This window comes from Amycolatopsis mongoliensis (genome assembly GCF_030285665.1).
In the GTDB taxonomy this organism is placed as follows: domain Bacteria; phylum Actinomycetota; class Actinomycetes; order Mycobacteriales; family Pseudonocardiaceae; genus Amycolatopsis; species Amycolatopsis mongoliensis.
Window position 1 is genome coordinate 9,373,950 of sequence record NZ_CP127295.1, and the last position, 25,508, is coordinate 9,399,457.

Consider the following 25,508-nt stretch of genomic DNA (forward strand, 5'->3'; position numbering starts at 1 on the left):
TCGGCACCGGTCAATCACACGGACCGCCGGCCCGCTGTGCTAAACCATCACCAGCAACCGGCCGCCGACGGAGGACCCTCACGATGAACTCGCCGAGCGGGGAGACCTCCCAGACCCTCGACCGGGGGCTGACCGTGCTGAGCCTGCTGGCCAACCGCAGCGACGGGCTGACTGCGGCAGAGCTGGCCGAAGAGCTTTCCACGGCACGGGCGGTTGTCTACCGGTTGCTGCGCACCCTCGAAGTCCACCGCCTCGTCGGCCGGATCGACACCCGCTACGTGCTCGGGATCGGCATCGCCGAACTCGCCAGCAAACTGCGTCCCCGATTGCAGGCCACGGTGCTGCCGATCCTGCGCCGGCTCAGCGAGGACACCGGCAGCACCGCCCTGCTGAGCATCGCCGACGGCGACCAGGCGCTGATCCTGCTCACCGAGGAGCCCACCCGCAGCCTGTTCCACCTCGCCCTGCGGCAAGGGGCCCGCCACCCCCTCGACGTCGGCGCCGACGGCCTCGCCATCCTGGCCGGCCGACCGGCGGACGAGGGCGACAGCGCCGAGGTCAAGCTCGCACGCAGCCGCGGATACGCGCTCACGACCGGCGCCCTCCAAAGCGGCGCGGTCGGCATCGCGGCCCCGATCAAGACCTCCGACTGGGCGACGGCCAGCATCGGCGTCGTGCAGCTCGGCGTCGACGTTTCGGACCCGCACATCCCCGAGCTGGTCACCTCGGCGGCCGCCGAGGCGGCGCAGCGACTGACCGGCGACTTCACCACGGAGACCGCCGCGCAGTCCTGAGCGCGCCCACCACCGCCGCGTCGTGAGCACGGCGCGGTTTCGGCACGCCTTCGCGCATCCCTGATTTCGTCACGACTCGAGCGGTTTCCGCCGTCCTCCGCCATCTCGTCCGGCGACGGGCTTCCCCATCACCGCGCTTGCGGCTACCCTTGCCGATATCCGTACAGCTTGTTCGATAATAGAACTGGAGAAGTTGTGGCAGACGACGTCACCGGAGCCGAAGCGCTCGTCCGTGCCGCGACGCACTCCGGTGCGGAAGTGTGCTTCGCGAACCCGGGCACCACGGAAATGCCGCTGGTCGCCGCGTTGGACCGGGTGCCGGGTGTGCGTGCCGTGCTCGGGCTGCAGGAGAACGTGTGCACCGGCGCCGCCGACGGGTACGCCCGCATCACCGGGAAGGCCGCGCTTACGCTGCTGCACCTGGGCCCGGGCCTGGCGAACGGCCTCGCGAACCTGCACAACGCGCGCCGGGCGAACACGCCGGTGGTCAACATCGTCGGCGACCACACGAGCTGGCACCTGCCCTACGACGCCCCCCTGACCTCGGACATCGCGGCGCTGGCCGCGACGGTGGGGACGGTCCACACCGTCACCGACCGCGCGAGCATCGCGGAGGCCACTCGCACGGCGATCGACGACGCCCACCGGCTGCTGGGTGTCTCGACGATGATCGTGCCGGCCGATCACCAGCAGCAGAAGCTGCTGGAAGAGCCCGCGAAGCCCGCGTCGGCACCGTCACGCGCTTCCGTCGGCGGGGACACCGTCAAGAACGCCGCGGCGCGGCTGCGGGCCGCCGGCTCGCGGGCCGTGCTGCTGCTCGGCGGCAACGCCTTGAGCCGCGAAGGACAAGAGGCAGCCGGCCGCGTCGCCGCGAAAACCGGGCTATCGCTGTACAGCGAGACGTTCCCGGCCCGCGCGGAACGCGGTGGCGGTCTGCCGGCCATCGACCGGCTCCCCTACTTCCCGGAAACGGCCGCGGCCGTGTTGCGGGAAGCGCCCGCCGTGGTCGTCGCCGGAGCCGAGGACCCCATCGCGTACTTCGGTTACGAAGGCGTCCCGAGCGTGCTCACCGCGCCGGGCACGCTGGTCCGGCTGGCCCGGCCGCACGAGGACGCCGAAGAGGCGTTGCTCGGGCTCGCCGATCTGCTGGGCGCCGACGCCCCGGCCCCGCCTGCCGCGGCCTTCGAGCCGCCCGGCCCGGACGAACCGTTGTCCGGCCGCACCATCGGCCAGGTCGTCGCGGGCTGCCTGCCGGAGAACGCCATCGTGTCGGTGGAGGGCGGCACGAGTGGCTACCCCTTCTACACCGCGTCGGCTTCGGCCCCCGCCCACACCGTACTGACCAATACCGGCGGTGCCATCGGGCAGGGCCTGCCCTGCGCGCTGGGCGCGGCCATCGCCGCCCCCGACCGGCCGGTCGTCGCGCTGCAGTCCGACGGCAGCGGCCTGTACACCGCGCAGGCACTGTGGACGATGAGCCGCGAGCGGGCGAACGTCGTCGTGCTGGTGGCCGCCAACCACACCTACCAGGTGCTGCGCACCGAACTCGGCCGGCACGGCAACGACGACTTCGGCGCCCAGGCCGCCGCCTTGACCAGTCTGGCCGACCCGCGCGTGAACTGGGTCGCGCTGGCCGGCGCCTTCGGGGTGCCGGCCTCCCGCGCCACCCGCGTCGCCGAACTGCGACAGACCTTCACCGACGCCGTCGCCTCCGGCGGCCCGCACCTGATCGAAATGGCGCTATGACCACAGTGGACATTCCTCCGGCCGTCACTTCCTTCCTGGGTCGCGAACACGGCCTGTTCATCGGCAACGGCTGGCGCCCCGGCGAAACCGGGCAGCGGCTGGTTTCCACCAACCCCGCCACCGGCGAGCCCCTCGCCACCCTGGCCCGCGGCGGTCCGGGCGACGTCGATACCGCTGTCTCGGCGGCCCGCGCCGCGCTGGCCGATCCCGCCTGGCGTGACCTCACTCCGTTACAGCGCGGCGAGCTGCTGCACCGGCTGGCCGAACTCGTCGAAGCGCACGCCGACGAGCTGTCGCTCATCGAGTCGTTGGACAACGGCAAGCCGGTGTCGGTCGCCCGTGCGGTCGACGTCACCACCACGGCGAAGCTTTTCCGCTACTTCTCCGGTTGGCCGAGCAAGTTCGAGGGCTCGACGATCCCGCTGTCGCCGCGGGGCGGGCGGCGGATCCTCAACTACACCGTGCACGAGCCGATCGGTGTCGTGGGCGCGATCGTGCCCTGGAACTTCCCGATGTCGATGGCGTCCTGGAAGCTGGCGCCGGCATTGGCGATGGGCAATGCGGTGGTGCTCAAGCCGGCGGAAGAGACGTCGCTGTCGACGCTGCGGCTCGCCGAACTCGTTGCGGAGGCGGGTTTCCCGCCCGGGGTGCTCAACGTCGTGACCGGAGAGGGCAGTGTCGTCGGTGCCGCGATCGCGGCCCACCCCGGCGTCGACAAGGTGGCGTTCACCGGCTCGACCGAGGTCGGGCGCCTCGTCACGGTCGCCGCCACGGGCAACATGAAGAAGGTCTCCCTCGAACTCGGCGGCAAGTCCCCGCACATCGTCCTGCCCGACGCGGACCCGACAGCCGTCGCGGCCGCGGCGGCCGACGCCATTTTCTTCAACCAGGGCCAGACCTGCACCGCGGGCTCCCGCCTGTACGTGCACTCGGCGATCTACGACGACGTCATGTCCGCGCTCGTCGACCAGGCGAACCGGATCGTCGTCGGCCCCGGGCAGGACCCGGCCAGCCAGATGGGCCCGCTGGTCTCGGCCCGGCAGCTGAACACCGTCGCGTCCTACATCGACTTCGGACTCGACGAAGGGGCCAAGCTCGAGACCGGCGGAGCGCGCCCGGCGGGGCTCGACGACACCTACGCCGGCGGCTACTTCCTCGAGCCGACCGTGCTCACCGAAACGACGCACGCCATGCGCGTGGTCCAGGAAGAGATTTTCGGGCCCGTCTTGGTCGCCATGCGCTGGACCGACGTCGACGACCTGATCGACAAGGCCAACGACACGCCCTACGGCCTGGCCGCCGGCCTGTGGACGAACGACCTGACCCACGCCCACCGGATCGCCGCCGCGATCAAGGCGGGCACCGTGTGGATCAACTGCTACAACCTCACCGACCCGGCTTCGCCGTTCGGTGGCTACAAGCAATCCGGCTGGGGCCGGGAAATGGGCCGCGGTGTGCTCGAGCAGTACACCGAAACCAAGAGCGTCTGGGTGAACCTCTCATGAGCACAACGGAACTGGACGGCCAGATCGCCATCGTGACCGGCGGCGGCCTGGGCATCGGGAAAGCCGTCACCCGGGCGCTGGTGCGGCGGGGCGCGACGGTCGTCATCGCCGCGCGCCGCCTGCCCATCCTCCAGGCGGCCGCGGACGAGATCATGGCCGAGCTCGGCGGAAAGGTCGTGGCCGTCGCCGCCGACACCACCGATACGGAGTCGGTGCTGGCGCTCGCCGAAAGGGCTGCGGACGTCGGCCGGGTCTCGATCCTGGTCAACGGCGCCGCCGCGCCCGCCGGCCTAGTCCGGGACGACGTCGCGAACGCCGATCCCGAAGCCCTGCTCGCCGACCTGGACACCAAGGTCGTGGGCTACTTCCGGTGCGTCAAGGCGGTCGTGCCGCTCATGCGCGCGCACGGCTACGGCCGGATCGTGAACATCGGCGGGCTGACCGGCCGGTCGAGCCACGCCCTCTCCGGGATGCGCAACCTGGCGATCGTGCACATGACCAAGGTGCTGTCCGACCAGCTCGGCCCGGACGGCATCACGATCAACACACTGCACCCCGGCGTCGTGGAAACCGAGCACATCCACGAGCTCTACGCCCGCAACGCCGCCGCCCAGGGCGTCACCGCGGCCCAGGTCGAGCAGAACTTCATCGACCGCACCCCGATCCGGCGCGTGCTCACCGCCGACGAGGTCGCCGACGCCATCTGCTTCTTCGCCTCGCCCGCCACCGGCGGGATTACCGGCGAATCGCTGGGCATCGACGGCGGCCTCACCCGGGGCATCTTCCTCTGACCACTCTTCCGACAGGAGATCATCGATGCAGGGAACCATTCTGGTCGCCACCGCGGGACAGGGTGTGTTGCGCAGCAACGACGACGGCGCGACCTGGAACCGCATCCCCCTCGACCAGGGGCTGGAGTTCGACTCCGTCGTGCGCGCGCTGGCCGTCCACCCCGAGCGACCCGAAGTGATCTTCGCTGGCGCCGAGGTCGGGCTGGGCCGCAGCGACGACGGCGGCACCCGCTGGAACCGCGTCGACTCGCTGTTCAACGACACGCAGGTGTGGTCGATCGCCATCGACCCGAACGATCCGGACAGCATGCTGGTCGGCACCGGTGCGCCGTCCCGCGCCGTCATGTACCGCACCACCGACGGCGGGGGCACCTGGGACCGGCTCTCCCCCGAGCTGCCGGAACGCTGCGCCGGGGTCAGCAAGCCGCGGATCCTCACCGCCGTCTTCGACCACGTCGACGGCAAGTCCGCCTGGTTCGGCGTCGAGGAAGGTGGCCTCTGGCTCACCCGCGACCGCGGTGACACCTGGGACCGCGTCGACAGCCCCGACGGCGTCGCGCCGTCCGACATCCACTGCGTCGTCGTCCTCGACGGGCCGCCCAAGACGATCCTCTGCCTCGTCGTCAACGCCATCTTCGTCAGCCAGGACGACGGCACGACCTGGACCCGCACCGGCACGAAGTCGAGGTGGGGCATCTACTACACCCGCCTGGTCGCCCGCATCCCCGCCAGCAACTCGGTGCTGCTCGGCATCGGCGACGGCACACCGGGCACCAAGACCCGCGTCTTCCGCTCCGACGACCTCGCACAGACCTGGCAGGAATCCACTTTCGACACCCCGCCCAACTCGACGGTCTGGGCGTTCGGCACCCACGCGGGCGACCCGGACCTCGTCTTCGCCGGCACCAAGTACGGCCACCTGTTCCGCTCCACCGACGGCGGCCGCACCTTCGCCAAGGAATGGCGGGAATTCCCCGAGATCACCGACGTGGCTTGGACCCCGGCCGTCGCCGCCGACGCCCCCGCCACCCACTGAAGGAGCACGACATGATCAAACCCGTGGTCGTCCGCACCCACCTTTCCCTGTTCGTGCGCGACCCCGAGGCCTCGGCGGCGTGGTACGCCGACGTACTCGGCCTGGAAGTCACCGCCCGAGGCCCCCAGTGGGTCTTCCTCTCCTTCGGCCGCAAGCACCACGACCTCGCGCTGATCCGCGCCGAGGAGGGCGCGCAGCAGGGCGGCCTGGGTCTGCAGCACTACGGCCTGGAGATCCAGGGCGACGTCGACGACCTGCGCCGCCTGTACGGAATGCTGCTCGACAAGGGCGTCAAGGTGGTCAAAACGACCGACCACAAGGTCGGGATCGGCCTCTACTTCGAGGACCCCGACAGCAACCGGTTCGAGCTGTTCGCCGAAACCGTCACCGACGACGAAGAAGGCCGGCGCATCCTCGGCGAGCACAACGCTCCGAGCGAGCCAGTCGAACTCGAACCCCTCTACCCGTGACCAGGAGGTCCACCCCCATGCCAGTCGTGAACTTCGGTACCTACCACGTCCGGAAGTGGTTCACCCACGTCGAGGACGTGCTCGCCAACGAGACCGGGCAAGCCGCCGACGGATCGGCGGTGCGCCGGATCGTCGTGGCCGCGGCCATTCACAACCCCTATGCCGGTCGCTTCAGCGAGGACCTGAGCGACATCGTCGCCAAGTCGGACGAACTGGGCCGCGAGGTCGGCCGCCGTGCCGTCGAGGCCGCCGGCGGCGAGCCGATCCAGAGCTACGGCAAGGCGTGCGTCGTCGGTGCCCTCGGCGAGTACGAGCACGGCAACGCGTTCCTGACCCAGGTGTTCGCGGACCCGGTGCGCGACGCGGTGGGCGGCGGGAAGTCGTGGGTGCCGTCGACGGGCAAGGTCGGGGCGGCCGGAGCCGTCATCGACATTCCCCTGGCCCACAAGGACGCGCTGTACGTGCGCTCGAACTACGACACGATCTCGATCGGCTTCGGCGACGCGCCCCGCCCGGACGAAGTCGTCATCGCCTTCGCGTTCGCCTCCCGCGGCAGGCTGCACGCCCGCCTGGGCGGCCTCACCGCCACCGAGGTCCGCGGCGAAGACGGCCTGCGCTAGCCCGATGACCGAGCCGACGAGTCACCAGATCGTCCTCAACGGACTGACCAGCCGCTACCTGCGCTGGGGCGACGACCGGACCCCGGCGGTCCTCCTGCTCCACGGCCTGCGCAGTTACGCCCACACGTGGGACGCGGTCGCCCGCGCGTTGAGCAGCACGCACGCGGTGATCGCCCCGGACTTCCGCGGTCGCGGCGACAGCTCGTGGGACCCCGAGCGCGACTACTTCACCAACGCCTACGTCGGCGACCTGGAAAAGCTCGTCGCTTCGCTCGGGCTCACCAGTTTCGCCATTGTCGGCCACTCGATGGGCGGCACGGTCGGGTACGCCTTCGCCGCGCGGCACCCGGACCAGGTCACCGCCCTGGTCGTCGAGGACATCGGCCCGGGTTCGTCGACGGCCACCGCGGGCGCGGACCGGATCCTCCGTGAGCTGCGCGGCACTCCGCTCGGCTTCGATTCGCTCGGAGCCGTGCGTGCCTACTGGCGGGACATCCGCCCGGGCATCACCGACGACGCGCTCAGGTCGCGGATCGAACACACCGTCCGCCCCGGTGGCGACGGCCGGTGGGAGTGGAAGCTCGACATGCAGGGCATCGCCGCCGCACGGCGCAGCGGCGACCCCGCCGGGCCGGTCGACCTCTGGGCCTGTGTGGAAGCGTTGCACTGCCCGACCCTCGTCATCCGCGGCGCCCGCTCGGACTTCCTGCCGGTCGCCGTCTGCCGGGAGATGGCCGACCGGCAACCCCTGCTGCGCTGGGCGGAAATTCCCGACGCCGGGCACTACGCGCACGACGACAACCCCGCCGAGTTCATCCGGCTGGTGACCGGCTTCCTTGACGGAGTCTCGCCGTGACCGACCGCGTCCAGGTCGCGATCGTGGGCGCCGGGCCGGTCGGGGCCACCGCGGCCAACCTGCTCGGCACCTACGGCGTCACCACGCTGATCATCGACCGCGAACCCGACGTCGTCACCTATCCGCGGGCAATCGGCGTGGACGACGAAACCCTGCGCACTTTCCAGACCGTCGGCCTCGCCGACGAAGTGCTGCGCAGCGCCATCCAGAACGTGCCGTTGAAGTTCTTCGACGCCTCCGGGCGCTGCCTGGCCGACATCCGTCCCACGGCCCAGGACTACGGCTGGTACAAGCGGAACATCTTCCTGCAGCCCGAAGCGGAGGCTGTTCTGCGACGCGGCCTGGACCGGTTTCCCCACGTCCAGGTCATGCTCGGCACGGAACTGCGGCAGATCCGGCAGGACGCCGACGGCGTGACGCTCACCCTGGCCGGCTCCCGCGAAGTCCGCGCGGACTACGTGATCGCGGCTGACGGTGGCCGCAGTTCCGTGCGCGGCCTGCTCGGCATCCCCCTCGAAGGCGCGACCCACCCACGCAAGTGGGTGGTCATCGACTGCGCCAACGATCCCCTGGACGCCCCGTACACCGCGTTGCACTGCGACCCGCGCCGCCCGTACGTCTGCGCCCACCTACCGGACGACCGCCGCCGCTGGGAATTCATGCTCTTCCCGGGCGAGGACGCCGACGAAATGCTCGCGCCGGACCGCGTTCGCGACCTCCTCCGGCACCACGTCGCCGACCCCGAGGTCGTCGAGGTCGTCCGCGCCCGGGTCTACACACACCACTCCCGCATCGCCACCCGCTTCACCGACGGCCGCATCGCACTGGCCGGAGACGCCGCGCACCTGATGCCGCCGTGGGCCGGGCAGGGCATGAACACCGGCATCCGCGACGTCACCAACCTCTGCTGGAAGCTCGCGGCGACCGTCCGCGACCAGGCCGGTCACGCGCTTCTCGGCACCTACGACCGGGAACGCCGGCCGCACGCCCGCGCGATGATCGAGCTGTCCACCACGCTCGGCCGCATCCTCAGTCCGACGCGGCGATCCCTGGCGCACGCGCGCAACTGGTTCCTCCGCGCGGCTTCCCTCGCCCCGGCGGTCAAACGGTGGGTGCTCGAGATGCGCTTCAAGCCGATCCCCCACTACCGGGGCGGGTTCGTGGCCGGTGCGGACGTCCCGGGCGTGGGCCGCATGTTCGTCCAGCCACGGGTCGAGACGGCCACGGGTACCCACCCCCGCCTCGACGACGTGCTCGGGCCGTGGTTCGCCGTGATCGGATTCGAGTGCGACCCGCTGGCCGGGCTCGGCGACGCCGAGCTCGGCGCGATGAAGATCTTCAACCCGCGGATCGTCAAGATCGTCGAATCACGAGCCGGCGAACGCCACCACGAACAGCACTGCGTCGACCCGGGCACCATTGTCGTCGAAGACGTGCACAACGAGCTTCGCCCATGGTTCCGCTCCCGTGGCCGTGACGTCGTGCTCGTCCGCCCTGACCGCTATGTCGCGGCGTTGACCACCGCGGACGCCCTCGGTTCGGCAATCATGAACCTGGCCGAGCAGTTCGGCAGCGCACAACGGTGAACCACACGACGGGTCGAGGGCAGACGGCGGGGCTTGGCGACCTCGCAGGCCAGGTTGTCGGAGGCGTCGATCAGGGCCGGACGGCGGCAGGCAGCTGCTGATCTTGCTCATCGTCAAGCAAGTCACAGCGGACCTGGGCGCGGCCGCCCGCCGCTACCGGGATGCGGACGATGGTGCCGTGGTCGGAGTTGCTCGCCCACACGGAGGCCGCGCCGCCACGCAGGAGGCCTGCCAGATGCGCCCGCCGGTGGAATCCGTGACCAGGAAGCGGTCCGCTCGCCGTCGATGACCAAGGCGTTCGGCATCGTTTCGGCGGGCAGCGGCACGACGAGCCGGGGCGTGCCGGAGGGGCGGGCCTGCCAGATCCCGGTCAGCCCGCCCTGCCCCGAGGAGTAGAGGAAGTACACGTCGCCGGCGGTGGCCGGACGTCGGAGTCGAGCTCGACGAGGCCGGCCGCGGGGTGCAGGATGCGCTTGCGGTCGCTGCGCCGCCCGCGACGTCGTGCCGGTCCCAGAGGCCGGCGAACTCCTCGCTCTCCCCGCACAACCCCTCGACCAGCATCACCGCCACGGGATCGGCGGGACGGGCCGCGAGGGTCGCCCACCTGCGCCGGCTTTCGCGCTCGTGGTCCTCGGTGGGGGTAACGCCGGCGCAGGTCCGGGCCGGTGAACCACCGGTAGGTGCAGCTGCGGCCACCGCGGCGAACCGCGGCTACGACGGCGTCGGCCAGATCCTGTTCGAGGGCGTGGGCGGGGACGTCCGGGGCCTGCGCGTCGGCCGGACGCTCGTGATCGCTGAGTCGACCGCTCCGCGCTGGCGCGTCTACACGCTATCTCCGATGAGTACGCCGTTCTCTCTGTGGTCACCGGCGATGAAAAGCTGCCCCCCGATGGCAAGACATGTCCATTCAGCCCGATCCTGGCGGCGGTCCGCGCGCTTACCGAGACAGCCCGAATCAGCGAACAGCTGCTCCAAGCCGCACTTCACATGTAGACCACCGACTTCCTCGAGGCAATATCGGACGTCAGCGTCCACGCCGCCCCAGTCGGTGGCCGGCGCATCCCGCCGTATCGCGTGGCGGCAGCCCACCAGGCCGCTCGACCCACAGCTACGAACTCGAGTCCGGGGTCCGCGGGCAATGCGATCACGGTCGGCGAACAGGAGGACATGGCCGGATTCCTCACTCCGCTGATTCTTCGTGGTCCCGCCTTATTCCACTCCGATTCTTCGCGATTCCGTCTTATTCCGCGTCGAGACGCCAATCCCTTGACTAATCGCGCCGGGTGCACGACAGTTCCTCATCGTACTCATACCGAACTCAAGGAACGATAATCGTACAGGAGACCCGTGGTGCCACATGTCGCGTTCGTCAGGATCGGACGGCCGGGTCATCCCGGCTCCTTCGCGTCGCCCTCGGCGAAGTCCCGCGGAGAGCACGATGGATAGCGGCGGCGAAACGACGCCGGCAGCCCTCGGCACTCGCAGGCTTGGCCTCGGCCAGGTCGTCGCCCAGTCGCTGGGCACCAACTCCCCGGTGTTCAACGCGGTGACGTTCCTCCCGCTCATCGCGGGCGGCGCCAGAGGCCACGCCGGAGCGGGCGGCGCCATCCCGTTGTCGGTCCTGCTCTCCGCCGTGGCCGCGTTCGGCGTGGCCTGGACCCTCTCCCGGTTCTCGCGGCAGGTGGACGCCACCGGCTCGTGCTACCTCTACATCAGCCGCTCGTTCGGCGACCGCGCCGGTACCGCGTTCGGTTCGCTGAACTACTTCAGCATCGTTCTCGGCCCCCTGACACCGCTCATCTTCGGCGGCTACGTCGAGGACTTCCTCGGCAGCCGGTTCGGCCTGCACGTCCCGTGGTGGCTGCTCAGCCTCGCGCTCGTCGCGGTGGTCGGCGTGGTGCTCATGCTCGGGGTGAGCATCTCCACCCGGGCCCAGCTGGTGTGGTCGCTGGTGTCGATGCTGGCGATCGTCGCGTTCTCGGCCTTGGTGATCATCCGGGGCCTCGGCGCGGGGACGGTGCCGGCGCACGCCCCGTTCGACGTCGGCTCGGCGAACGGTGGCTGGCTGGGAGTCGTCTGGGGCATGCTCTACGGCCTGTTCATCTTCACCGGGTTCGAATCGGCGCAGAACCTGTCCGAAGAAACCCCGAACCCGCGGCGGTCGATTCCCCGCGCGATGCTGATCGTCGTCGGCCTGACCTCCGTCTACTACCTGATCGTCGCGTACGCCACGGTGATCGGCTTCGGCTCGGACGGCGGCGCGATCGCCCGGGACGCCGCACCGCTGCTGACCCTGGCCGCACCCGGGTCCTTCGGCGCGTCCTGGCTGGCCGACCTGCTGACCGTCATGCTCCTGTTCGACATCTTCTCGCTGACGGTGGCCACCTGCGTGTACGGCAGCCGCGGCCTGTTCGCCCTGGCCCGCGACGGCCGGTTGCCCGCCGCCTTCACCCGGGTGAGCCGGAAGCGCCGGATCCCGGTGCTCGGGACCGCGGTGCCGGTGGTCTGGATGGCCGTGCTGGTGATCGCCACGCACGTCACCGCGCCGCTGTTCTCCCCCGCCCAGGAGGGCGCCCCGGAATTCGTGCCCGTGTTCAGCTGGATCGGCGGCGCGCAGAGCCTGATCACCGTGATCATCTGGGGCATCCTCTGCCTGGGTGCCTTCGGCTGGTTGCGTCGTCGGGACAGCCGCCCCGCCGTGCTGGTCGCCGCGGCCGGCATCGCCGTGCTGGGTACCGGCGGCGCGCTGTTCGCGTCGCTCGACCACGCCGAGGCGTCGGTGTACGTCGCGCTCGCCCTCGTCATCGCCTACCTGATCTTTTCTTTTCTCCAGACCACCATCCAGCGTCGCCGTGGGCAGTTCACCCTTTCCACGGCCCGCCTCGCGAGCTCCGAAGAGCTGACGAACTGACCGGAGGACCGATATGTCACGCAACACGCCGAGCCGCGACGTCGGCAGCGTCCAGCCGCACAATTCCGGGCGAGCCGGGGAATATCCGGGCGAGGCCGGGCCGGAAAGCGTCGGCGTGGTCGTCGGCCAGGACGGAACCGCACGCAAACAGCTCGAAGCCCTGCTGGCCGCCGCGCGCGACCTGCGCCCCCGGCTGCGGGCGGAGCAGGCCGCGACCGAGGAGCGTGGGTTCTACTCACCGGAGATGCACCAGGCCTTCGTCGAAGCCGGCTTCTTCCGCGTACTGCTCCCGAAAAAGCTCGGCGGCTTCGAACTCGGTGTCGAGGCCTTCTACCAGCTGATCAGTGAGGTGGCCAGGGGTTGCCCGTCCAGCGCATGGTGCCTCTGCCTGTCCGCGGGGCGCACGCTCACCCTCGCGTCCTACTGGCCCGAACAGGCGCAGCAGGAGATCTTCGGCGAGCACGGCCACCTGGTCAGCCCGATGAGCACCAAACCGCAGAAGGACGTGGTGATCACCCGCGAGAACCGCGGCCTGCGCATCTCCGGCACCTGGAAGTACTGCTCCGGTTCCCCGTACTCCACCCACTTCATGGCCGGCTTCGAGCTGCCCTCGGCCGAGGACGGCGAGCCGGTGCTGCACTGGGCCATGATCCCGCGCTCGGCCTACACCGTGCTGGACGACTGGGGCGGGATCATCGGCATGCGCGGGAGCGGATCGCACGGAATCCACGTAACGGATGCCCTCGTGCCCGAGCACCACGTCGTCGCGGCGACCGGGATGTCCTCCGCCTCGGGCGAGACCGTCGGTTCTCAGCTGTACGGCAACCCTGTCTACGGCGGCCCGTTCATGGCCTTCGCGGAGGGGGAGATCGCCGCGATCGTGGCCGGCCTGGGGCTGGCCGCCCTCGACGAGTACGAGTGGATCATCAGCACCGGCAAGGCACCCTGGGGCGGCGACGAAATCCTGCGCAGCGACCACCCGGTCTGGCAGGGCAAGTTCGGGACCGCGCTCGCCCTGGTGGACTCGGCGGCCGCCCTGTCCGCGCGCGGCGGGCAGCTGTACGAGGAGTTCGCCCGGCGCTCGGTCACCGGGCAGGAACCGTTCAGCGAGGAACGGGCCCTGCGCATGAACAACCTGTACCTCGTCGCGGAGAGCCAGGTGTGGGACGCGGTCGAGATGATGCTGCGCTCGGCCGGCACCCGCCACTCCGCCGACGGTGCCCGGCTCCAGCGCTACTTCCGCGACATGGTGGCCGTCCGGTCCGTCGCGGACCAGCTCGACCTCTTCGCGATCTCCACCACGCAGGCCCACCTGGCGTCCGCCGGCAGGTGAGGCAAGCGGGCCCTCTCGGCGGACGTCGAGAGGGCCCGCACGACCGACAGGAGATCCCCGATGTGCGAATCGGACACTCTCCCGGTGGCGGCCGCGACCGAGCCGGGTCCGGACGACACCGTCCGCGCCGCCTTCGCGACCGGCCGCCCCGCGGTCCTCCCCGACGAGCACGGCGCACTGCTCGCCCTGCCGGCGCAGTCCGCGACACCCGCGCTCCTGCACTTCGCCATCCGGCATTCGTCCGGCCTGGTGCACGCCGCGGCGCCGTCGGCCTGGCTCGACCGGCTCCGGATTCCCGACCAGCCCGTGCTCGCCGCCGACCACAGCGGCCTCTCCTTCACCGTGGCCGTCGACGCGGCGGCCGGCGTCGGGACCGGCATCTCCGCGCGGGACCGCGCCTCGACGATGCGGGTGATCGCCGACCCCCGTGCTGTCCCGGCCGATCTGATCCGCCCCGGCCACGTGCTCCCGATCCGTTGCGCGGACGAAGGATTCCTTGCCCGCCCACGGGTCTGGGAACGAGCGGTCGACCTCGTCGCGTCAGCCGGCCACTCCCCCGTCGCGATGGTGTGCCGCCTCGTGGACGACGAGGGACAACCCCTCGTCGGCGTTCCGGCCACGCGATTCGCGGTCGAACACGGGCTCCCGATGCTCAGGCGGCCGTCAATTCGCCGTCCAGCGCGGTCATGACGGCCGTGAGTGCCGGGTTGTCGTCACCCCGCCGCCACGCGAGGGCCAGTTCGACCGGTTCGACGTCGTCGAGATCCCGGAACACCGCACCCTCGAACGGCACGGCCCGCACTCCCGCCGGCAGTACGGCCAAGCCGAGGCCCGCGGCCACCAGCGCCAGCAGGACCGCGGTCCCCTGGGCCGTGTGCGCTTTCCGCGGCGTGAACCCGGCGGACTGACAGGCCCGCACGACGGCCGAGTTGACCACCGAGTCCGCCGCGGCGTACATGATGAACTCTTCGCCGCCCAGCTCGCCGAGGCCGACGGACGAGCGCACCGCGAACGGGTGGCCGGCCGGAAGCGCGACGGCCAAGGCCTCCGTTTCGAACGTCCGCGCGACGATCCCGTCCCCGATCACCGGCGGCCGGAGCACGGCCAGGTCGAGCGTGCCGTCCCGCAGCCGGTCGCACTGGGCGGGCGTCAACAGGTCGGCGTGGATTTCGAGGGCGATCGACGGGAGGCTGTGCCGGATCGTGCGCGCGATCCGGGGCAGGTGGGTGTGGGCCGCGGTGCCGGTGAGGCCGAGCCGCACCAGGCCGCCCCAGCCGTCGGCGATCTTGCGGACCCCGCGGACACCGGCGTCCAGGGATTCGAGGATCCGGCGGATCTCCACGAGGAAGAACTCGCCGGCGGCGGTGAGCGAGACCCGACGGGTCGTCCGGATCAGCAACGTCGCGCCCAGCTCATGCTCGAGCTGGCGGATGGCCTGCGAGAGGGCGGGCTGAGCGATGTGCAGCCCAGCCGCCGCCCGGCTGAAGTGACACGTCTCCGCGACCGCGACGAAGTACCGCAGCTGCCGTAGCTCCATCGCGACCTCCGGGGATTGATAAGGGTGGCGACTCGGTTGGGACCAGCATCGTATAACTCAAACTTTTCGATTGACAAGTTTCACCTCCCGGCTGACTCTTATCCACGTCACCGGCGGTGTCCCACTCCAGGTCCCGCCCCCTGAATCCCGCCCCGGCGGCCCCGGTGGAGGCGCTTGATGGCAAACGCGGAAACACCCCGAACCAGCCTCAAACGGGACGCTTTCGGCGTTCCCGGCATCCTGTTCTTCGTGCTGTCGGCCCAGGCGCCGTTGACCAGCATCGTCGGCGCGGCCTGCCTGGCGATCGCGATGGGCAACGGAGCCGGGGCACCGGGCGCCTATCTCGCCGTCGGCCTCGTGGTGATCCTCTTCTCCGTCGGGTTCACGACGATCACCCGCCACCTCGACACCCGCGGCGGCTTCTTCGCCGTCATCCGGGCCGGGCTCGGACTGCGCACCGGCGCCGGCGGCTCGCTGCTGGCCCTGCTTTCCTACAACGCCGTCCAGTTCGCGATGTACGGCCTCTTCGGCGCCAGCTTGGCCGGACTGTTCAGCCGGGACGCCGGGTTCACCTCGCCCTGGTGGGCATGGTCGCTCGCGGCGATCGCCCTGGTGTGGTTCCTCGGCTCGCGCAAGGTGGAACTCGGCGCCCGGGTCCTCGCCGTCCTCGTGGCATTCGAACTCCTCCTGCTCGTCGCGTTCGCGGTGGGCGTGCTCGCCTCCCGCGGGGTCGGCTCCCTCGACGTGACCGGCAGTTTCGGCCCGTCAGCCGTCCTGGCCGGCGCACCCGGGGTCGCGATCATGTTCGCGATCGCGTCCATGTTCGGTTTCGAGTCCACCGCGATCTACTCCGGCGAGGCCAAGGATCCGAAGAGGACGGTCCCGCGGGCCACCTACATCGCGGTCACCGTCATCGCGGTGTTCCTGGCGTTCGTCACGTGGATGCTGGTGGCCTACTACGGCGCGGCGCAGGTGCAGGCGCAAGCCGCCCAGGACCTGGGGAGCGATCCGGCCCTCTTCGCCTTGACCCCGCTCAACGACGTGCTGGGAAGCTGGGCGGGCACCGCCGCCGACGCCTTGCTCTGCACGTCGCTGTTCGCCGGGGTCCTGGCCTTCCACAACATGATCACCCGCTATTTCCACGCGATGGCCGGCAGCCGCCTCTTCCCCGCGGTTCTGGAGCGCACCAACCGCCACCAGGCACCGGCGAACGCTTCGGCCGCCCAGTCCCTGGCCGCGTGCGTGGTGATCGCGTCCTTCGCGGTTCTCGGCCTGGACCCGGTGGCGAAGCTGTTCAGCTGGTTCAGCGGCCTCGCCGTCGCCACCCTCATCGTGCTCTACACCCTCACGTCGATCGCCGTGATCGCCTACTTCCGGCGCCACCGGGTCGAAGCCGGCGTCTGGGCAACCAGGATCGCGCCGGGCCTCTCCACGGTCCTCATGCTCGGCATCCTCTCGTTGGTGCTGAACAACTTCGGCGTGCTCACCGGCGGTGACACCGTCACCGTCGTCCTCCTGCTCGTCACCATCCCGCTCAGTTTCGCTTTCGGCTGGGGCCGCGTCCGCGGCCAAGCGCCCGCGCTCGCCCCGGCCGAAGTCGCCTGACCCCCGATCCGTCACGACCGCAAGGAAGACGATGACCCTCCAGACGCTGCCCACCACCGACGTGCGGCCGGCCGGCGGCGCCCGCCGCCCGCTGGCGCCGCTGACCGAAGCCGAGGTCCGCCGGACCCGCGCGATCGTCGGCGACGCCGGGCTGATCACCGGACACAGCCGGTTCTCCTACGTCATGCTCCACGAGCCTGCCAAGGCCGACGTCCTGGCCTGGGACGGCACCCGCGAGCTGCCGCGTGAGGTGTCGCTGCTGCTGACCGATGTGGACAGTCTCGCGATCAGCGCGCTCGTCGTCGACCTGAGTGCCGGGCAGGTGGTCTCGCGGACCGCCATCGACCCCGCCGTCTCCGGGTTCGGCCCGTGCCTGGACGAGGACTACGAGCTCGTCGACCAGCTCGTCAAGGCCGATCCCCGCTGGGTCGCGGCGCTCGCCAAACGCGGGGTCACCGACATCGCCAAGGTGAAAACGGCACCGCTGTCGGCCGGCGTGTTCGGCTACGACGACGAAGTCGGCACCCGGATGTACCGGGTGCTCAGCATGGTCCAGGAGCATCCGGGCGACTCGCCGTGGGCGCATCCGATCGGCGGCGTCATCGCCCACGTCGACATCACCCGCCGCCGCGTCCTGCGCGTCGTGGAAACCCACGTCGAGCACGTCCCCGCGGAGTCCGGCGACTACCTCGACCGCGCGTTCCGCGGACCCGAGCGCACCGACCTCAAGCCCATCTCCATCACCCAGCCCGAAGGCGTCTCCTTCACCGTCGAAGACGGCGTCCTGCGCTGGCAGAACTGGTCGGTCCAGCTCGGCTTCAACGGGCGCGAAGGCCTGACCCTGCACCAGCTCTCCTACGACGACCACGGCACCGAGCGGTCGATCCTCTACCGCGCGTCGATCGCCGAAATGGTCGTCAACTACGGCGACCCTGGCCCGACCCACGGCTGGCAGAACTACTTCGACCTCGGCGAGTACCAGTTCGGCCGCCTCGCCAACTCCCTGGAACTCGGCTGCGACTGCCTGGGCGAGATCACCTACCTCGACGCGGTCGTCGTCGACGACCTCTGCGCACCGGTCACCATCCGCAACGCCATCTGCATCCACGAAGAGGACTACGGCGTCCTGTGGAAGCACAACGACATCTACACAGGGACCTCCGAAACCCGTCGCCAGCGCCGGATCGTGATGTCCTTCTTCGGCACCGTCGGCAACTACGACTACGGCTTCTACTGGTACCTCTACCTCGACGGCACCATCGAACTGGAGGTCAAGGCCACCGGCATCCCGTTCCCCTCCGGCTACGACGGGCAGGACCCGCACTTCGCCGAACTGGCCCCGGGGCTGGGCGCGCCGGTCCACCAGCACCTGTTCTCCGCCCGGCTCGACTTCGCGGTGGACGGCGTCCGCAACCACGTCGACGAACTCGACGTCACGCCGGTTCCCATGGGCGAAGGAAACCCCTGGGGCAATGCGATCGCGCGGACGAAGACCCGGCTGCGGACCGAACAGGAGGCCCGCCGCCCGGCGGCCAATCACCTCAACCGCGTGTGGGCGATCTCCAGCGACGAACGCCGCAACCGGCTGGGCGAACCGACCTCCTACGTCCTTTACCCAGAGGGTCAACCGGCGTTGCTCGCCGACCCGGCCTCGTCGATCGCCGCGCGGGCCGCGTTCGCCCGCCACCACCTGTGGGTGACCCGCTACGACCGCGATCAACTGTGGCCGGCGGGCTACCTCGTCAACCAGAACCCGGGCCGCGACGGCCTTCCCGCCTACGCCGCGGACGACCGCGACGTCGACGGCCAGGACCTCGTCGTCTGGCACACCTTCGGCTTGACGCACTTCGTCCGCCCCGAGGACTGGCCGATCATGCCCGTCGACTACACCGGCTTCAGGCTGAAGCCACACGGCTTCTTCGACCGGAACCCGACCCTCGACGTCCCCGACCTCAACCGCGGCAGCTGCTGTGCTGCCGATGAGCATGGGCACCACTGAGCGCGTGCGCCGCACGGTCGCCGTCGCCGCGGCGGCCGGCGGCGCCGGTCACCTCACCATGGCCACAGTGGACAGTCGCACAGCGTGGGTGTTCGCCGTCATGGGTGTGCTGTGCCTGCCGTGCGCCGCGCACCTGTGGCGGCACGACAGCCGGCGCTCGTGGGCGATGGTCGCCTTCGGCGCCGTCGGCATGGTCGCCATCCACTTCGGACTCATCGTGCGCTCTCCCGGTGCCGGACCGCACCACCACCTCGTCTTCGCCACCACCGGACATCTCCCCGCCCCCGCCCACCTCGCACTGCTGACCGCCCTCGAGGCGCTGGTCGTCGCCGGCGTCCTCTGGGCGGCACCTCGCCATCCCAGCCGGAACACCACCAGGAGCACGCCATGACCGCCACCACCACCGCCCCGACCGGCCTGTTCCTCGCCGGACGCTGGACCGCCGGCGGCGCCGGCACGCTCACCACCTTCAACCCGAGCACCGGCGAGCCCATGGAAGACGTCGCGTCGGCCAGCGCCGAAGACGTCGACACCGCCGTCGCGGCCGCGACGAAGGCGCTGCGCGGCGACTGGGCCGCGGTGCCGCCGTCGCAGAAGGGGAACCTGCTCACCAGGCTCGCCGACCTCGTCGAACGTGACGCCGAAACCCTCGCCCGGCTCGAAGCGCTCGAAATCGGGGTCCCGTTCGGCTTCGCGAGCGGGCTGTTCGTGCCCAACCTGATCGGCTCGCTGCGCTACTACGCCGGCTGGGCCGACAAGGTCAACGGCGAGCAGGTCGTCAACGACGGCTACTTCGGTGCCCCCACCCACGCCTACACGCGGCGCGAGCCCGTCGGCGTCATCGCCGCCATCGTCCCGTGGAACGCCCCGCTGATGATTCTCGGCTGGAAGCTCGCCCCGGCGCTGGCCACCGGCAACACGGTGATCGTCAAACCCGCCGAGGACGCGTCCCTGTCGATCCTGCACCTGGCCAAGCTGGTCGAGGAGGCCGGTTTCCCGGCCGGGACCGTGCAGGTGCTGCCGGGCGTCGGCGGGGTCGTCGGCGAAGCGCTCGCCGTGCACCCGGGGGTGCACAAGGTCAGCTTCACCGGTTCCACCGAGACGGGCCGCCGGATCCTGCGCAACTCCGCGGGCAACTTCAAGCGCACCACGCTCGAACTCGGCGGCAAGTCGCCGCAGATCCTCTTCGAGGACGCCGACCTCGACGCGGCGATCCGCGGCGCCGCGATGGGCATCTTCGCCAACCAGGGTCAGGTGTGCGCCGCCGGCACCCGCATCTTCGTCCACCGCTCGATCCACGACGCCGTGCTCGACGGGCTGAAGGCCGCCGCCGAAGCGCAGGTCGTCGGCGACCCGTTCGAAGCCACCACGACGATGGGACCGCTGGTCAACCGCGCTCAGCGGGACAAGGTCCTCGGCTACGTCGAGAAGGGCAAGGCCGAAGGCGCGAAGCTGGTCACCGGCGGCACGACGCCCGACGGTCCCGGCTTCTTCGTCAACCCCGCCGTGTTCGCCGGCACCAACGACCAGGTGATCGCCCGCGAAGAGATCTTCGGCCCGGTCGGGACGGTGATCCCGTTCGACGACGACGCCGAGGCCGTCGCGCTGGCCAACGACAACGACTACGGCCTCGCCGCCACTGTCTGGACCACCGACCTGAGCCGGGCTCACACCGTCTCCGCCGCGCTGCAGGCCGGCGCGGTCGGCGTGAACGGCTGGTCCCCGCTCGGCCCGCAGCTGCCCTGGGGCGGTGTGAAGGCCAGCGGGATCGGCCGTGAACTGGGTTACGAAGGCATTCTCGCCAACACCGAAGCCAAGACCGTCACGATCGTCTTGTGAGGTGAACCGATGTCCCTGGAAGCGACCATCGCCGACCTGGCCCGCCGGGTCGGCGTCCTGGAGGCCGAGGCCGAGATCCGCCGGGTGCAGGCGCGGTACATGTTCCTCTGCGATACGCCGTGTCCAGAGTTCGGCGTGCTCGACGACGACCAGCGCATCGACCGCATCCTGGAGCTCTACACCGAAGACGCCGTCTGGGAAGGCGTCGGGGAGTACTACGACGGCCAGTTCGGCCGGGCCGAAGGCGCCGCCGCCATCCGGGCGCACTTCCAGCGGTTCTGGGGCGAGAAGAAGGACCCCGAGCTGCTGCTGAACGCCCACTACCTGACCTCGGAACAGATCCACGTCGACGGCGAAGAGGCGAGCGGGCAGTGGATCCACGTGCAGCCGTGGCTGTTCTCCGACGGCACGGCGCTCCTGCGCTCCAGCCGCCTCAACAACGCTTTCCGCCGCACCGGCGGCACGTGGAAGATCACCCGGACCCGGACCGAGAACGTGTTCATCGCTCCCCTGGCGCCGGGCTGGGCTAGTGCGTACCCGTCGGCGTCGGCACTGATGGAGCCATGACCGCCGTGACGACCCGGGAGCCGGTGGTGCACGTCGTCGACGACGACGAGGACCTGCGCCAGTCCCTGGTGTTCCTTCTGGAAAGCGTCGGGGTACAGGCCTTCACGTACCCCGACGCGACGTCGTTCCTGGCGGAGTTCGACCCGGCCGAGCCGGCGGTGGTGATCGTCGACGTGCGGATGCCGGTCATCAGCGGCTTCCAGCTGCAGGAGAAGCTCGTCGAGCTGGGCTACCCGGCACCGGTGGTGTTCTGCTCGGCGCACGGCGACATCCCGATGTCGGTGCGCGCGCTTACCGCCGGCGCGGTCGACTTCCTGGAGAAGCCCTACCAGCCGCAGCGGATGGTCGAGGTCGTCCAAGCTCAGCTCGTCCAGGCCCGCCGCCGGTTCGCCGAGCACGCCGAACGGGATGCCGTGCACGCCCGGGTGGCTACGTTGACCCAGCGCGAACGCGAGGTGCTGCGGCTGGTCATCGATGGGTTGCCCAGCCAGGTGATCGCCCACCGGCTGGGCACCAGTGTCAAGACCGTCGACGTGCACCGGGCCCGGATCAAGGCGAAGACCGGCTCGGACAGCCTCGGCACCCTGGTACGCGACATCCTCACCCACCAGGTCACGGTGTGAGCGCGTCCTCCACCCAGCGAGCCGCGCCGAGCAACGCGGCTTCCTCCCGGAGTTTGCCCACGAGCTGAAGTCCCAGCGGCAGCCCGGCGTCGTCACGCAGGCCGGGCACGGTGGCCACCGCCAGCCCGAGCGCCTGCCACGGACGGCTCAGCACCGGGTCGCCGGTGGCCGCCAGCCCGCGCGGCGCCGGACCGGGCGCAGCGGGCGCCAGCACGGCGTCGTAGGACGCGCAGATCTCGGCGAGCCGTCGCCCGCCCGCGGCGATCGTCGCCTGGGCCTGTTCGTAGTCCTCGCGGGACATCGCGGCGCCGGTTCGGAGGAGGTTCGCCAGCTGCGCGCTCAGGCGGTCGGCCATCGCCAGTTCTTCGGCGCGTTCCCGAGCCGCCTCATACGCCATCACGACCGGATGCGCGGCCGTCAGCGACGCGATCAGGGCTGGGTCGGGGAACTCCTCGGCGACCGCACCGGCCGATTTCAGCTTGCCCGCGGCAGCGTCGACGGTTGCCCGCGTTTCGCCGCTTCCATGCCACACGAGCAGGCGCGGCGGACGAGGCGGGACCTCGGGTTCGCCCGTCAACGCGCTCCAGGCCAGTGCGGCGTCCGAAGCCGTCGCGACGAACAGGCCGTGGCTGTCCAGGCTGGGGCTGAGCCCGGTGACGCCATCGGCCGGGATCCGGCCCCGGCTCATCACCAGCGCCGCGACCCCGCAGAACGAGGCGGGCCGGGTGACCGACCCGGCGGTCTGCGACCCGAGGGCCAGCGGGACGTGCCCCGCGGCCACGGCCGCGGCCGAACCACTCGACGAACCGCCCGGCGTGTGCCCCGGCGCGGCCGGGTTCCCGGTCGGCCCGGGTGAGAAGAAGGCGAACTCGGTGGTGACGGTCTTCCCGATCGGCACGGCGCCCGCATGACGCCAGCGCTCGACGATCACGGCGTCGGAGGCCGCCGGGGGTGCGTCGGCGCGCAGCGCGGAGCCGCAGCGGGTCGGCAGTCCCGCCAGGTCAATGATGTCCTTGACCGCCAGCGGTACTCCGCCCAGCGGTCCTGTAGCGGGGTCGAGGGACGGGACGTGCGCCACCCAGGCGTGCAGCTCGGCGTCGGTCGCGGCGATGCGGGCACGCGCCCGGGCGACGGCGTCCTCGGGGGTGGTCCGGCCGGCCGCGATGTCGGCGACGAGGTCGCGCAGCGACCAGGGCCGGTAGCGGGTCACGGCTGCGCCCACTCGGCGTCGGCGACCCAGTAGTCCACGCCGCCGGCGCTGACCGCGTGCCGCCAGTCCGACGTGCGCCGCAGCAGCGGTTCGACCCGCGCGGTCACGGCGTCGGCCGCATCCGGGCCGTCGGCCGGAACCTGCCAGTGCACCCAGTTCAGCTCGCGCCCCTCGGCATCGTGGGTGAACAGGTCCACGTGCCGCCAGCCGTACCCGTGGGTGTCGTTGTAGCAGGTCAGGGTCATGCGGGCGGGCTTCACGCGCTCAGCCCGGCCGCGCCCAGGGCGTGGAACCTGCGCTGGAAGTACACCAGCGCGCCGCTGCCCTCGCGCGTCAGGACCTTGTCGACCGCGACGAACAGCACCGAATGCGAGCCGTGCGGCTGCTCGGTGACGATCCGGCCGATCACCGACGCCGAAGCGCCACGCAGCACGGGGACGCCTTCGGTGTCGAGGTCCCAGCCGGCCGAGGCGAATCGCTCGGCGGTCGGCACCCGGGTCGCGCCGGCGAAGTGCATCGCCAGCTCCTCCTGCCCGGCGCCGAGGACGTTGACGCAGAGACGGCCGTTCGCCACCAGGACGTCGTGCGAACGGCTCGACCGGTTGACGCACACCAGCACCGTCGGCGGCGAGTCGGTGACCGAGCAGGCCGCGCTCACCGTCATGCCGGCCAGGCCGTGCGGCCCGCCGGTGGTGACCACGTTGACCGCCGCGGAGAGGTTGGCCATGGCGGTGCGGAAGTCGCGCTGGGTCCGGGTCAGCTCGGACACGGTTCCTCCAAGGGCGGTGTCGGTACCGGAACTACTTCGAGACCGTACGGATCGGCCACAGTGCCGGATATCGAGAGTTCCCCCGCCCCGGCTGAAGATTTCCTTACGTGGCTTCGGCCGACGGCAGCGAGAACCCGAACCGCGACCCGCCGTCCGCTCGCCGCTCGGCCCAGATGCTGCCGTGCTGCCGGGTGATGATCCGGTAGCTCAGCGCCAGGCCGATTCCGCTGCCGTGGTCCTTGGCGGTGAAGGACTCTTCGAACGGGTCACGGGGGAACCCGCGGCCGCGGTCGTCGACCGTGACCACCCCAGCTCCGTCGCGGGTGCCGGTCCCGATCACGACCTGCCGCCGGTGCGGCAGGCATTCGGCCATCTCGTCGACGGCGTTGAAGCACAGATTGAGCACCACCTGGCCGGTCAGCACCCGTTCGCAACGGACCGGCACCGGGGACGGCGAGCGCTCGAATCGCACGTCGACGCCCGCAGGCTCGGCACGGAGGCGGACGAAGTACAGGCATTCATCGACGACATCGTTGAGGTCGGCGACCTGGCGCACGTGCTCGAGGTGCCCGACGAACGCACGGACCGACTCGACGATCGTGCTGGCCCGCTCGATCTGGCGCACCGCGCTGTCGATGCCGTAGACGACGCGATCGGCCTCGAGCGCCTCGGCACCCGGCCGGACGCCCGCGAGGAAGTTCCCCGCGGCGGCGAGGGGCTGGCCGAGCTCGTGGGCGATGGCCATCGCCATGTCCCCCATCGCGGTGTAGCGCGCCAGGTAGTTCTCGCGGTGCAGCTCGCGCTCCCGGCGGACTTCGCCCTGCACCCGTTCGGAGACGTCGTGCAGGAGCATCAGCAGTGCGTCGCCGTCCCCTTCCGCCAGCCGTTCCAGGCTGCCTTCCAGCCACACCGCCGCCCGCCCGTCGCGAGCGGGGATCTCCAGCTGGACCCGTGCCACGGGATCGGCGCGGTCCCGCGCCGCCGGCCACGCGGTGACCCGGCCGTCCAGGCGCAGCGTGGCGTGGTCGCCCAGCAGCCCGAGCGGCCGGTCGGCGTCAGCGCCGAGCATCGCCACGGCCGTGTCGGTGGCGAACCGGAGTGCTCCCGAGCGGTCGAGCATCAACGCGACGGCCGAGGTGTGGTGGGCCAGCGCGTCGACCCAGGTCGTGGTCAGCCGCAGCCGGCGCTCGACCTCCTGCTCGCGCTCGATGTCCCGGAACTGCACCATGACCGCGGGTCCCTGGGCCAGCTCGACCCGCACGGCCACCGCGTCGGTGGGGATCACGCGGCCGGACTTCGTCCGGTAGTGCCACTCGGTTCGGCTGGCGCCGTTGTCAACCGCGTCCTGCAGCCAGGCCCGGCCGAGCACCCGGTCGTACTGCTGCGCGGAGCTGCTCATGTCGTTGGCCTTGAGCGGACGCAGTTCGGCGACGCTCCACTCGAGCATCTCGCACGCCGCGGGGTTGGCCCACAGGATGTTCTTCGTCGCGCCGTCGTGCACGAGCACGCACATCGGGCTGGCGTGCAGCATCGCCACGAAGTCCGGTGCCGTCAGCTCGGGTGAACGCGGGTCGACCGTCATCGGGCCAGCGTAAGCGCGGTATCCGGGGCCCGCACTGAAGGAATCCCCTACGGCGGCAGAGGCAATACCGATTCCGCGCGTCCCGGCTCGTTCGTACCGTCGGGAATCACCCACCGCGACGAGGAGCCG

Annotated in this window: 24 protein-coding genes; 18 read left to right on the forward strand and 6 right to left on the reverse strand. The window is 70.8% G+C overall.

Annotated elements, in window-relative coordinates:
- The first annotated feature begins 83 nt into the window (after positions 1-83).
- The 9 genes from QRX60_RS44950 (at position 84) to QRX60_RS44990 (ending at position 9,404) form a co-directional block, all read left to right on the forward strand.
- The gene (locus QRX60_RS44950) at positions 84-794 is read left to right on the forward strand and encodes an IclR family transcriptional regulator (RefSeq protein ID WP_285997571.1); all 711 of its coding nucleotides are present in this window, start codon (positions 84-86) and stop codon (positions 792-794) included.
- Between the two features lie 195 nt (positions 795-989).
- Positions 990-2,540, forward strand: coding sequence for an acetolactate synthase large subunit (locus QRX60_RS44955; protein ID WP_285997572.1), 1,551 nt, complete (start codon positions 990-992; stop codon positions 2,538-2,540).
- Positions 2,537-4,045 (forward strand): aldehyde dehydrogenase family protein, encoded by a 1,509-nt coding sequence (locus tag QRX60_RS44960; RefSeq protein ID WP_285997573.1) that lies wholly within the window; start codon positions 2,537-2,539, stop codon positions 4,043-4,045. Before QRX60_RS44955 ends, QRX60_RS44960 begins: the two co-directional genes overlap by 4 nt.
- Positions 4,042-4,836: an SDR family NAD(P)-dependent oxidoreductase gene (locus tag QRX60_RS44965; RefSeq protein ID WP_285997574.1), complete on the forward strand. Its 795-nt coding sequence runs from the start codon at positions 4,042-4,044 to the stop codon at positions 4,834-4,836. The genes QRX60_RS44960 and QRX60_RS44965 overlap by 4 nt, the downstream gene beginning before the upstream one ends.
- A gap of 25 nt (positions 4,837-4,861) precedes the next feature.
- Positions 4,862-5,872, forward strand: coding sequence for a WD40/YVTN/BNR-like repeat-containing protein (locus QRX60_RS44970; RefSeq protein WP_285997575.1), 1,011 nt, complete (start codon positions 4,862-4,864; stop codon positions 5,870-5,872).
- Positions 5,873-5,883: 11 nt separating this feature from the next.
- Positions 5,884-6,342 carry a VOC family protein gene (locus QRX60_RS44975; protein ID WP_285997576.1) on the forward strand — a complete coding sequence of 153 codons (459 nt, stop codon included), beginning with the start codon at positions 5,884-5,886 and terminating at the stop codon, positions 6,340-6,342.
- A 17-nt stretch (positions 6,343-6,359) separates the two neighbouring features.
- A complete protein-coding gene (locus QRX60_RS44980) occupies positions 6,360-6,962 on the forward strand; it encodes an amino acid synthesis family protein (RefSeq protein WP_285997577.1) in 603 nt (200 codons plus the stop codon).
- A 4-nt stretch (positions 6,963-6,966) separates the two neighbouring features.
- On the forward strand, positions 6,967-7,818 hold the full coding sequence (locus QRX60_RS44985; protein WP_285997578.1) for an alpha/beta fold hydrolase: 852 nt from the start codon (positions 6,967-6,969) through the stop codon (positions 7,816-7,818).
- Complete coding sequence (locus QRX60_RS44990) at positions 7,815-9,404, forward strand: bifunctional 3-(3-hydroxy-phenyl)propionate/3-hydroxycinnamic acid hydroxylase (RefSeq protein WP_285997579.1); 1,590 nt, start codon at positions 7,815-7,817, stop codon at positions 9,402-9,404. The genes QRX60_RS44985 and QRX60_RS44990 overlap by 4 nt, the downstream gene beginning before the upstream one ends.
- 153 nt (positions 9,405-9,557) lie before the next feature.
- On the opposite strand, the gene QRX60_RS51740 is transcribed toward QRX60_RS44990, so the two are convergent.
- Positions 9,558-9,965, reverse strand: a complete 408-nt coding sequence (locus QRX60_RS51740; protein ID WP_408630295.1) for a hypothetical protein — start codon at positions 9,963-9,965, stop codon at positions 9,558-9,560.
- An 877-nt stretch (positions 9,966-10,842) separates the two neighbouring features.
- On the opposite strand from QRX60_RS51740, the gene QRX60_RS44995 reads away from it, so the two are divergent.
- The 3 genes from QRX60_RS44995 (at position 10,843) to QRX60_RS45005 (ending at position 14,338) form a co-directional block, all read left to right on the forward strand.
- On the forward strand, positions 10,843-12,315 hold the full coding sequence (locus QRX60_RS44995) for an APC family permease (protein ID WP_285997580.1): 1,473 nt from the start codon (positions 10,843-10,845) through the stop codon (positions 12,313-12,315).
- A gap of 13 nt (positions 12,316-12,328) precedes the next feature.
- Complete coding sequence (locus QRX60_RS45000; RefSeq protein WP_285997581.1) at positions 12,329-13,648, forward strand: acyl-CoA dehydrogenase family protein; 1,320 nt, start codon at positions 12,329-12,331, stop codon at positions 13,646-13,648.
- Positions 13,649-13,732: 84 nt separating this feature from the next.
- The gene (locus tag QRX60_RS45005; protein WP_285997582.1) at positions 13,733-14,338 is read left to right on the forward strand and encodes a 3,4-dihydroxy-2-butanone-4-phosphate synthase; all 606 of its coding nucleotides are present in this window, start codon (positions 13,733-13,735) and stop codon (positions 14,336-14,338) included.
- Here QRX60_RS45005 and QRX60_RS45010 read toward each other — a convergent pair.
- Positions 14,301-15,185 (reverse strand): LysR substrate-binding domain-containing protein, encoded by an 885-nt coding sequence (locus tag QRX60_RS45010; RefSeq protein ID WP_285997583.1) that lies wholly within the window; start codon positions 15,183-15,185, stop codon positions 14,301-14,303. The genes QRX60_RS45005 and QRX60_RS45010 overlap by 38 nt on opposite strands.
- A gap of 177 nt (positions 15,186-15,362) precedes the next feature.
- Here QRX60_RS45010 and QRX60_RS45015 point away from each other — a divergent pair, with 177 nt between their 5' ends.
- The 6 genes from QRX60_RS45015 to QRX60_RS45040 are packed head-to-tail and all read left to right on the forward strand — an operon-like array spanning position 15,363 to position 21,818.
- Positions 15,363-16,790 carry an APC family permease gene (locus tag QRX60_RS45015; RefSeq protein WP_285997584.1) on the forward strand — a complete coding sequence of 476 codons (1,428 nt, stop codon included), beginning with the start codon at positions 15,363-15,365 and terminating at the stop codon, positions 16,788-16,790.
- Between the two features lie 31 nt (positions 16,791-16,821).
- Positions 16,822-18,789 carry a primary-amine oxidase gene (locus QRX60_RS45020; protein ID WP_285997585.1) on the forward strand — a complete coding sequence of 656 codons (1,968 nt, stop codon included), beginning with the start codon at positions 16,822-16,824 and terminating at the stop codon, positions 18,787-18,789.
- Positions 18,776-19,180: a hypothetical protein gene (locus QRX60_RS45025; RefSeq protein ID WP_285997586.1), complete on the forward strand. Its 405-nt coding sequence runs from the start codon at positions 18,776-18,778 to the stop codon at positions 19,178-19,180. Before QRX60_RS45020 ends, QRX60_RS45025 begins: the two co-directional genes overlap by 14 nt.
- A complete protein-coding gene (locus QRX60_RS45030; protein ID WP_285997587.1) occupies positions 19,177-20,628 on the forward strand; it encodes an aldehyde dehydrogenase family protein in 1,452 nt (483 codons plus the stop codon). The genes QRX60_RS45025 and QRX60_RS45030 overlap by 4 nt, the downstream gene beginning before the upstream one ends.
- 9 nt (positions 20,629-20,637) lie before the next feature.
- Positions 20,638-21,195 carry a nuclear transport factor 2 family protein gene (locus QRX60_RS45035; protein WP_285997588.1) on the forward strand — a complete coding sequence of 186 codons (558 nt, stop codon included), beginning with the start codon at positions 20,638-20,640 and terminating at the stop codon, positions 21,193-21,195.
- Positions 21,192-21,818, forward strand: coding sequence for a response regulator transcription factor (locus QRX60_RS45040; protein ID WP_285997589.1), 627 nt, complete (start codon positions 21,192-21,194; stop codon positions 21,816-21,818). Before QRX60_RS45035 ends, QRX60_RS45040 begins: the two co-directional genes overlap by 4 nt.
- Here QRX60_RS45040 and QRX60_RS45045 read toward each other — a convergent pair.
- From QRX60_RS45045 to QRX60_RS45060, 4 genes are all read right to left on the reverse strand, one after another.
- Positions 21,808-23,028: an amidase family protein gene (locus QRX60_RS45045; protein ID WP_285997590.1), complete on the reverse strand. Its 1,221-nt coding sequence runs from the start codon at positions 23,026-23,028 to the stop codon at positions 21,808-21,810. The two genes, QRX60_RS45040 and QRX60_RS45045, sit on opposite strands and share 11 nt — an antisense overlap.
- Positions 23,025-23,288 carry a hypothetical protein gene (locus tag QRX60_RS45050; protein WP_285997591.1) on the reverse strand — a complete coding sequence of 88 codons (264 nt, stop codon included), beginning with the start codon at positions 23,286-23,288 and terminating at the stop codon, positions 23,025-23,027. Before QRX60_RS45050 ends, QRX60_RS45045 begins: the two co-directional genes overlap by 4 nt.
- Positions 23,285-23,797 carry a flavin reductase gene (locus QRX60_RS45055; RefSeq protein WP_285997592.1) on the reverse strand — a complete coding sequence of 171 codons (513 nt, stop codon included), beginning with the start codon at positions 23,795-23,797 and terminating at the stop codon, positions 23,285-23,287. The genes QRX60_RS45050 and QRX60_RS45055 overlap by 4 nt, the downstream gene beginning before the upstream one ends.
- A gap of 103 nt (positions 23,798-23,900) precedes the next feature.
- A complete protein-coding gene (locus tag QRX60_RS45060) occupies positions 23,901-25,379 on the reverse strand; it encodes a PAS domain-containing sensor histidine kinase (protein WP_285997593.1) in 1,479 nt (492 codons plus the stop codon).
- Positions 25,380-25,508: the final 129 nt, after the last annotated feature.

Coding starts and splice junctions, on each gene's coding strand:
- QRX60_RS44970 (WP_285997575.1), top strand. CDS start 4,862: ATGCAGGGAACCATTCTGGTCGCCACCGCGGGACAGGGTGTGTTGCGC.
- QRX60_RS45060 (WP_285997593.1), bottom strand. CDS start 25,379: ATGACGGTCGACCCGCGTTCACCCGAGCTGACGGCACCGGACTTCGTG.
- QRX60_RS45020 (WP_285997585.1), top strand. CDS start 16,822: ATGACCCTCCAGACGCTGCCCACCACCGACGTGCGGCCGGCCGGCGGC.
- QRX60_RS45040 (WP_285997589.1), top strand. CDS start 21,192: ATGACCGCCGTGACGACCCGGGAGCCGGTGGTGCACGTCGTCGACGAC.
- QRX60_RS44950 (WP_285997571.1), top strand. CDS start 84: ATGAACTCGCCGAGCGGGGAGACCTCCCAGACCCTCGACCGGGGGCTG.
- QRX60_RS44985 (WP_285997578.1), top strand. CDS start 6,967: ATGACCGAGCCGACGAGTCACCAGATCGTCCTCAACGGACTGACCAGC.
- QRX60_RS45030 (WP_285997587.1), top strand. CDS start 19,177: ATGACCGCCACCACCACCGCCCCGACCGGCCTGTTCCTCGCCGGACGC.
- QRX60_RS45015 (WP_285997584.1), top strand. CDS start 15,363: ATGGCAAACGCGGAAACACCCCGAACCAGCCTCAAACGGGACGCTTTC.
- QRX60_RS45000 (WP_285997581.1), top strand. CDS start 12,329: ATGTCACGCAACACGCCGAGCCGCGACGTCGGCAGCGTCCAGCCGCAC.
- QRX60_RS45025 (WP_285997586.1), top strand. CDS start 18,776: ATGGGCACCACTGAGCGCGTGCGCCGCACGGTCGCCGTCGCCGCGGCG.
- QRX60_RS44965 (WP_285997574.1), top strand. CDS start 4,042: ATGAGCACAACGGAACTGGACGGCCAGATCGCCATCGTGACCGGCGGC.
- QRX60_RS44975 (WP_285997576.1), top strand. CDS start 5,884: ATGATCAAACCCGTGGTCGTCCGCACCCACCTTTCCCTGTTCGTGCGC.
- QRX60_RS45010 (WP_285997583.1), bottom strand. CDS start 15,185: ATGGAGCTACGGCAGCTGCGGTACTTCGTCGCGGTCGCGGAGACGTGT.
- QRX60_RS44960 (WP_285997573.1), top strand. CDS start 2,537: ATGACCACAGTGGACATTCCTCCGGCCGTCACTTCCTTCCTGGGTCGC.
- QRX60_RS44995 (WP_285997580.1), top strand. CDS start 10,843: ATGGATAGCGGCGGCGAAACGACGCCGGCAGCCCTCGGCACTCGCAGG.
- QRX60_RS51740 (WP_408630295.1), bottom strand. CDS start 9,965: ATGCTGGTCGAGGGGTTGTGCGGGGAGAGCGAGGAGTTCGCCGGCCTC.
- QRX60_RS44980 (WP_285997577.1), top strand. CDS start 6,360: ATGCCAGTCGTGAACTTCGGTACCTACCACGTCCGGAAGTGGTTCACC.
- QRX60_RS45035 (WP_285997588.1), top strand. CDS start 20,638: ATGTCCCTGGAAGCGACCATCGCCGACCTGGCCCGCCGGGTCGGCGTC.